The organism is Hydrogenophaga sp. L310, from assembly GCF_055703065.1.
The window spans coordinates 1-5,327 of record NZ_JBVPZA010000037.1; the positions used below are offsets into that span (position 1 = coordinate 1).

Sequence of the window (5,327 nt, forward strand, 5' to 3'; positions counted from 1 at the left end):
GCTCTGCAGATCCACCGTTTCGTTCATGGTCGCCATCATCCCCGATGGGTGGTGGCGCTGACTATCGGCATATTCACGAATTGAACGGTACCCAGCGGGCGTTCAAGATCACAGCACCGTGATCACAGCGCCTTCCCCCAGGCGTTGCCAGGGCAAGCCTGTGACCAGTGCCTGCAGTTGCTCGGCGCTCAGCGTCAGTCGGGGACCCAGGCGCTCATCGCCCCAGACAAACTTGCCCTGGTTCAGGCGCCGTGCGGCCAGCCAGACCCCAAAGCCATCGTGCACCAGCACCTTCAGGCGGGTGGCGCGCGCATTGGCAAACAGGTAAGCGTGGTGCGGTCGGGCCGCGCCAAAGACCTGGACCACCCGCGCCAGGGCCGTCTCGGGGCCGGCGCGCATGTCCAGCGGTTGCGTGGACATCCAGACCGCATCGACCCGGATCACCGCAACACCTCGCGCAAGAGCGCCCCGCACTGGCCCAGTGGGCACTGCAGGCTGACCACCAGTTCGCCGCGTTGCAGGCGCACCTGGACTGGCGCAGATGGCGGCGGTAAAGGCGGGGATGGCGGTAATGCAGCCAGCGCCTGCTCGTCATGGGTGCTGGCCGCCATTGCCGTGAGCGGCAGCGAGATGAAGCCGGGCTCAGCATCCGCACAGACGCCCGGTTGAGCGCGCACAGGGCCCGCCTCCCGAATCCATCGGTGCACCATGTTCGCGTGCAGCCCGTGCGACAAGGCCACACCACCGACACTGGCCCCAGGCTGCGCGCACGCTGCCACCAACTGTGCCTTGAACGCTTTGCTGTATTCACGCCGGCGCGGCCGGCCTTCGCTTGAAAACTGTTCCATCGTCTCCACGATCCTCCAATCGTGGACACGATGCCCGCTTCTCACGGCGCTTTCAATATGGGGTCACCGGACGGATACGATCATCCAACTCGCGCAGAGCCTGATCGATTCGCAAGACCAGTTGCACGGCGTCGCCTTTGCGGCCACGCCCCGAGCGCCCGATGTGCAGGCAGAAAATTCGAGTGTGGTGCCAAGTATTCCCGATGGGCAGGTACACGCCCCGTCCAATGGCGCAGGAAAGGTAAGCGATGAAATTGGCCGCGATGGCATAGGGATTGGTTTCCGTGCCCTCGCCGCCAGCACAGGCCACCTCGCCAACCAAGCCGTAAAGGCAAGACCGGTGGGGGTGCGGCGCATTTCGATGGATGCCAGCTCCTGAGTTCGCAAAAGGCGAAACCTCATCGAGGGAGGAGCCGAGCGGAGGACCTGATACATCCTCCCTGGGCATTCCAGGGCCCTGCATTCACTACTTGTCCAGAGCCGTGGCCTGGACGATCCCCGAAAACTCGCGCAGGATGTCGGGGTTGTTCTGCGACAGGAACCGGATCACGGCTTCGTTGTCCAGCAGTTTCGTCAGATAGCCCCTGGCCAGCACCAGGTTGAGGACGTCCTGCCCGTACGACTGCTCGACCAGCTTGAACTGACTTTCCAGGTTTGCCATTTCGCGCTCCATCTTCGCCATTTGATCGGCGGTGACACCTTTGACTTTCTTTGGGCCTCCCTCGTTGACCAGCATGTTTGGGGGCGTGGCCGCCAGCAAGGCCTGGGCGTAGGACACCGTGATGTTGTTGGTGGCCACCATCAGTTCGACGCACTCGACCTGGCGCGTCGGTTTGAGCTTGCGCAGGACCGGACTCAGGTTGGCCGAAAAGTGCTTGTCTCGGAGCAGTCGAACAGCCTCCGCGCAGATCCCGTCCAGCAGGTTGATCTTCTTGGTGATGTGCTCCAGGTCCAGTTCCAATGATTTCGCCAACCGAGCCGGTGTGACGCCACGGTCCACCGCCCGCCGAATCATGAAATGTTCCTGGATGGTCGACAACCGGTTGATACGGTTGTTGTAGGTGTAGCTCTCGTCGTCCTTGGCGATCAGGCATGGAGCATCAGTGAAGCCCAATTCCTGCAAGGCAAACATTCGGATGTGCCCGTCCAGCAGCAGGTGCATACCACTGGTCCTGTCTGCTTTGGCGATCGTCAGGGGTTCGATCAGGCCAACGGCATCGATAGAGGAAATGATCTGCTTGAACTTGCGCGAACTCATGAGCCCGTCAGGGGCTTTGCGAGAGGGCAACAGTTTTTCGAAGGCCACTGTAATGGGTTCAGGGATGAATCCCAGGTTGCTTTGCGTCATGAGGCGTTTCCTGCGGGCCAGACGCGTTCAGCAATGTATTTCGGCAGACTATCCAGCCCCTCGGCGCGCAGCAGGTTTGTGAAGTTCTCATCGGCCATGAGTTGACGCATGGCTTCAGCCACGAAGAGCAGTCGCTGCTGGGCGAATTCCGCTTTCTTGACCATGAGCTTTTGCCGTTCGACCTCGTGCTGGTACGTCCTGATCAGGCTGGAGGACGTCACGTCCGGGACCTTGCGCGGCGCCCCCCTTGCGATGGACCGCCCCAGCGATCGGCGTTTTTCGATGACCTTGCGCGCCTGGATCAGGTGGTTGCCGCGCAATTGGCCGTTTTCATAGGCCTCTTGCAAGGCCGCCTGGATGTCCTTGTCATTACTACCAGCCCCTGCGATGGCCAGCGCAGCGTTGAGCGGGATGCGGCCACTTTCAACCGCAATCAGTAGCCGCTCCTCACCGTTTTTGAGTAACTGCAAGATGCCATGAACGTAGTCCTGGCCCAGCCCCGTCTTTTGGGCGATGGCCTTTTTGTCGTAGCCCTGATCGCGCATCTGTTCGATGCCCGCCAGCAACTCCAGGGTTCGCCCCTGGCGGCGGGCGATGTTTTCAGCCAGGCTCATGATGAAACCGTCTTCGTCGCTGACATCGACGACCATGGCCGGGATGGTGGTCTCGCCCAGGGACTTGAAGGCCTTGAGCCGACCTTCACCGCAGATCAGCAAGAATTTCTCCCGGCCATCGCCGTCCTTGCGCGGCGTGACCGTGATCGGCTTCTTCAAGCCAATGTTCTTGATGTTTCCGACGATGTCATCGAAGATTCGACCATTGCGGTCGCGCGGATTGAGGACTTCGATCTTGTCGATCGGAATCATCTGGAGATTGCTGGACGGATGTTCTTTGCTCATGCGGCCCTCCTGACGCGGGTACGTTCTGCCATGCCGTGGAGATAGTCCAGGCTGTCAAAGCGGTAGCTCTCGAACTCGATGCCGTTGTGTTCGGCCAGGCTGATGCGTGGCAGGCCGAAGTCCAGGCGCGGGAGCAAGTAGTAATCCAGTGGAGCTTGGTTCGGTTGGTCCAGGCGCACGGCCACCGTGATGTCAGGTGCCAGACTGGTGTCGAAGCGAACCTTCCAGCGCAGACGCCCGCTGTCGTGGGTTTGGCACCGGGCCAAAACGACCGAAATGCTGAACTCCCGGTTCACCGTCAGCAGGTCGGTGGCCGGGTCTCGCACGACCGTGCCACCGAGTTGCGCGATGGCTCGTTCGGTCTGGCCGATGATTTCCGGGTGCAGCTTGCGCAGGAACTTGTTGACCTCCAGGAACTGGTAGTCCCGATCGGGGGTGAAGCCCACCGCTTCGTAGGCCCGGATCAGGCTGCCGAAGCGGTGGATGTAAGCGGCGGCCGACGGCATCCCTTCGGCCTCATCGATGATCAGACCCGACAAAAAGCCACGATGCTGGTAAAGGTTGCGCAGTTTTTCGATCAACTCCTCGCTACTGAAACGGTGCGCCCGGGCCCGGATGATGCCTTGAGCCATGTAGAACACCTCCGGCGGCACGATCGCCTCGAAGGCGCCTTCCTTCTTGATCCACATGTCCGGCTGGTTCGTGATCCGGTGTTTTTTGAGCTTGAAGGAGATCCGGTTGTAGACGTTGTTGCCGATGTACTTTTCGTTGGTCAGCACCTCGCGGACAGTGGCCCGGGTCCAATCCCGGTCCAAGTCGGTACGAATTCCCTGGCCATTGAGTCGGGCCGCGATTTCCGACTCCGGTATGCCGCCATCGATGAACCACTTGTAGATCTGGTTGACCGTCTGTACCTCGGAGTCGGGGCCTGGCATCAGGATCACCCGATCCGTTTGCAGGCTTTTGTGCTCTCCGCGAGTCAACTCACTTTTGACGGAGCCACTCTGGTCGATCAGGACGCGGCGCAGGCCGTAACCGGCCGGGCCACCTTGGCGGTACCCCAATTCGATCAGGCGGCACTGCCCGGCAAACACCTTGGCGGACAGTTCCCGGCTGTACTCGCCCGCCATGGCACGTTTGACACCTTTGACGATGGTGGAAACCGGTGAGCCGTCGTTTTCAAACTGTTCGGCCACGTAGGTGACGTGGATGCCAGCGCGGCGACAGATGTACTCGTAATAGGCGCTTTCATCAGCGTCCTGGAACCGACCCCAGCGGCTGACGTCGTATACCAGCACCATCTGGAAGTCGGTGGTACCGGACTCCACGTCCTTAATCAATTGCTGCAGCGCCAGCCGCCCGCCAATGTTCAGGCCGCTTTTGCCTTCGTCGGCATAGGTCCGCACGATCTCGATGCCGCGTTGAGCAGCGTACTCGCGGATCTTGTCGGCCTGGTTTTCGGTCGAGTACTGTTGGTGCTCGGTCGACATCCGGACGTATTCGGCGGCCCGGAACAAGGCAGGTTGGTCTGGCTTTCCACTTTCTGATTCTTCTGATTGCATAGGGACCGATCACACAATTTTTGATTGGTGCTCTCGGGCCCTGCGTTTCACTTCATCTGTAGCTGTGGCGCCGGTGGTTGCCAGCGTCGAGGTACCGTTGAGGCGGTTGCCATGCAGGTGTTCGAGAGCTCATTTGGGCGCAACGGTAATACCCGGCATGTGAGATGACCATCACGTCCTCTCTTTGCACGCGTCCTTTTTGCAGGGACATTCCACGCGCGCCGGGGTGATTTCCGCGATCCAGACGTCACTCTTTGCAGACGGTTCTTGCTGGAACTTGATCCAGTACAGGCCGGATAGTGGGGTGCCTTTGGTCACCACGGTCGCCACCGGTGCTGGGCTACTTTTGTCAGTCTGGCTCCTGTACGTTCGCCAGTAATCAGTCGTCCCTGAAATATTCATTTCAAGCAGAAGCCGACGCGTGAACATCCAGAGGGTGGAAGCGCGGGGAACGACGGGCCGATAGCCAGGTGTTTTCTGTCCCGATGCCCAGCGCCATGACAGACGCCAGCCAAGACCGGCCTTGGGACAGGGCCTGCTGCAGGCACAAAAAAACAGATCGCAAGAAGGTGATGCCCTTCTTGGCGATCATGCGCAGCAACCAGCGGATGTTGAAACCGGCAGCGCACAGCACCGCATGCAGCCGGTCACCCCGCTCACCTTTGAGGTG

The 5,327-nt window shown here is 60.4% G+C and carries 5 protein-coding genes and 1 pseudogene; all 6 read right to left on the reverse strand.

Going from position 1 to position 5,327, the window contains the following annotated elements:
* Positions 1-108: 108 nt before the first annotated feature.
* Positions 109-420, reverse strand: coding sequence for an IS66 family insertion sequence element accessory protein TnpB (tnpB, locus tag AC0GNO_RS23705; protein ID WP_472905569.1), 312 nt, complete (start codon positions 418-420; stop codon positions 109-111).
* 20 nt (positions 421-440) lie between these two features.
* On the reverse strand, positions 441-848 hold the full coding sequence (tnpA, locus tag AC0GNO_RS23710) for an IS66-like element accessory protein TnpA (RefSeq protein WP_472905568.1): 408 nt from the start codon (positions 846-848) through the stop codon (positions 441-443).
* A 466-nt stretch (positions 849-1,314) separates the two neighbouring features.
* Positions 1,315-2,196, reverse strand: a complete 882-nt coding sequence (locus AC0GNO_RS23715; protein ID WP_147073216.1) for a plasmid partitioning protein RepB C-terminal domain-containing protein — start codon at positions 2,194-2,196, stop codon at positions 1,315-1,317.
* Positions 2,193-3,095: a plasmid partitioning protein RepB C-terminal domain-containing protein gene (locus AC0GNO_RS23720; protein WP_058719320.1), complete on the reverse strand. Its 903-nt coding sequence runs from the start codon at positions 3,093-3,095 to the stop codon at positions 2,193-2,195. The genes AC0GNO_RS23715 and AC0GNO_RS23720 overlap by 4 nt, the downstream gene beginning before the upstream one ends.
* Positions 3,092-4,657 (reverse strand): recombinase family protein, encoded by a 1,566-nt coding sequence (locus tag AC0GNO_RS23725; protein WP_223264563.1) that lies wholly within the window; start codon positions 4,655-4,657, stop codon positions 3,092-3,094. The genes AC0GNO_RS23720 and AC0GNO_RS23725 overlap by 4 nt, the downstream gene beginning before the upstream one ends.
* A gap of 403 nt (positions 4,658-5,060) precedes the next feature.
* A pseudogene (locus tag AC0GNO_RS23730) lies at positions 5,061-5,327 on the reverse strand (hypothetical protein); the annotation flags it as partial.

Coding starts and splice junctions, on each gene's coding strand:
- tnpB (WP_472905569.1), bottom strand. CDS start 420: ATGTCCACGCAACCGCTGGACATGCGCGCCGGCCCCGAGACGGCCCTG.
- AC0GNO_RS23720 (WP_058719320.1), bottom strand. CDS start 3,095: ATGAGCAAAGAACATCCGTCCAGCAATCTCCAGATGATTCCGATCGAC.
- AC0GNO_RS23715 (WP_147073216.1), bottom strand. CDS start 2,196: ATGACGCAAAGCAACCTGGGATTCATCCCTGAACCCATTACAGTGGCC.
- AC0GNO_RS23725 (WP_223264563.1), bottom strand. CDS start 4,657: ATGCAATCAGAAGAATCAGAAAGTGGAAAGCCAGACCAACCTGCCTTG.
- tnpA (WP_472905568.1), bottom strand. CDS start 848: ATGGAACAGTTTTCAAGCGAAGGCCGGCCGCGCCGGCGTGAATACAGC.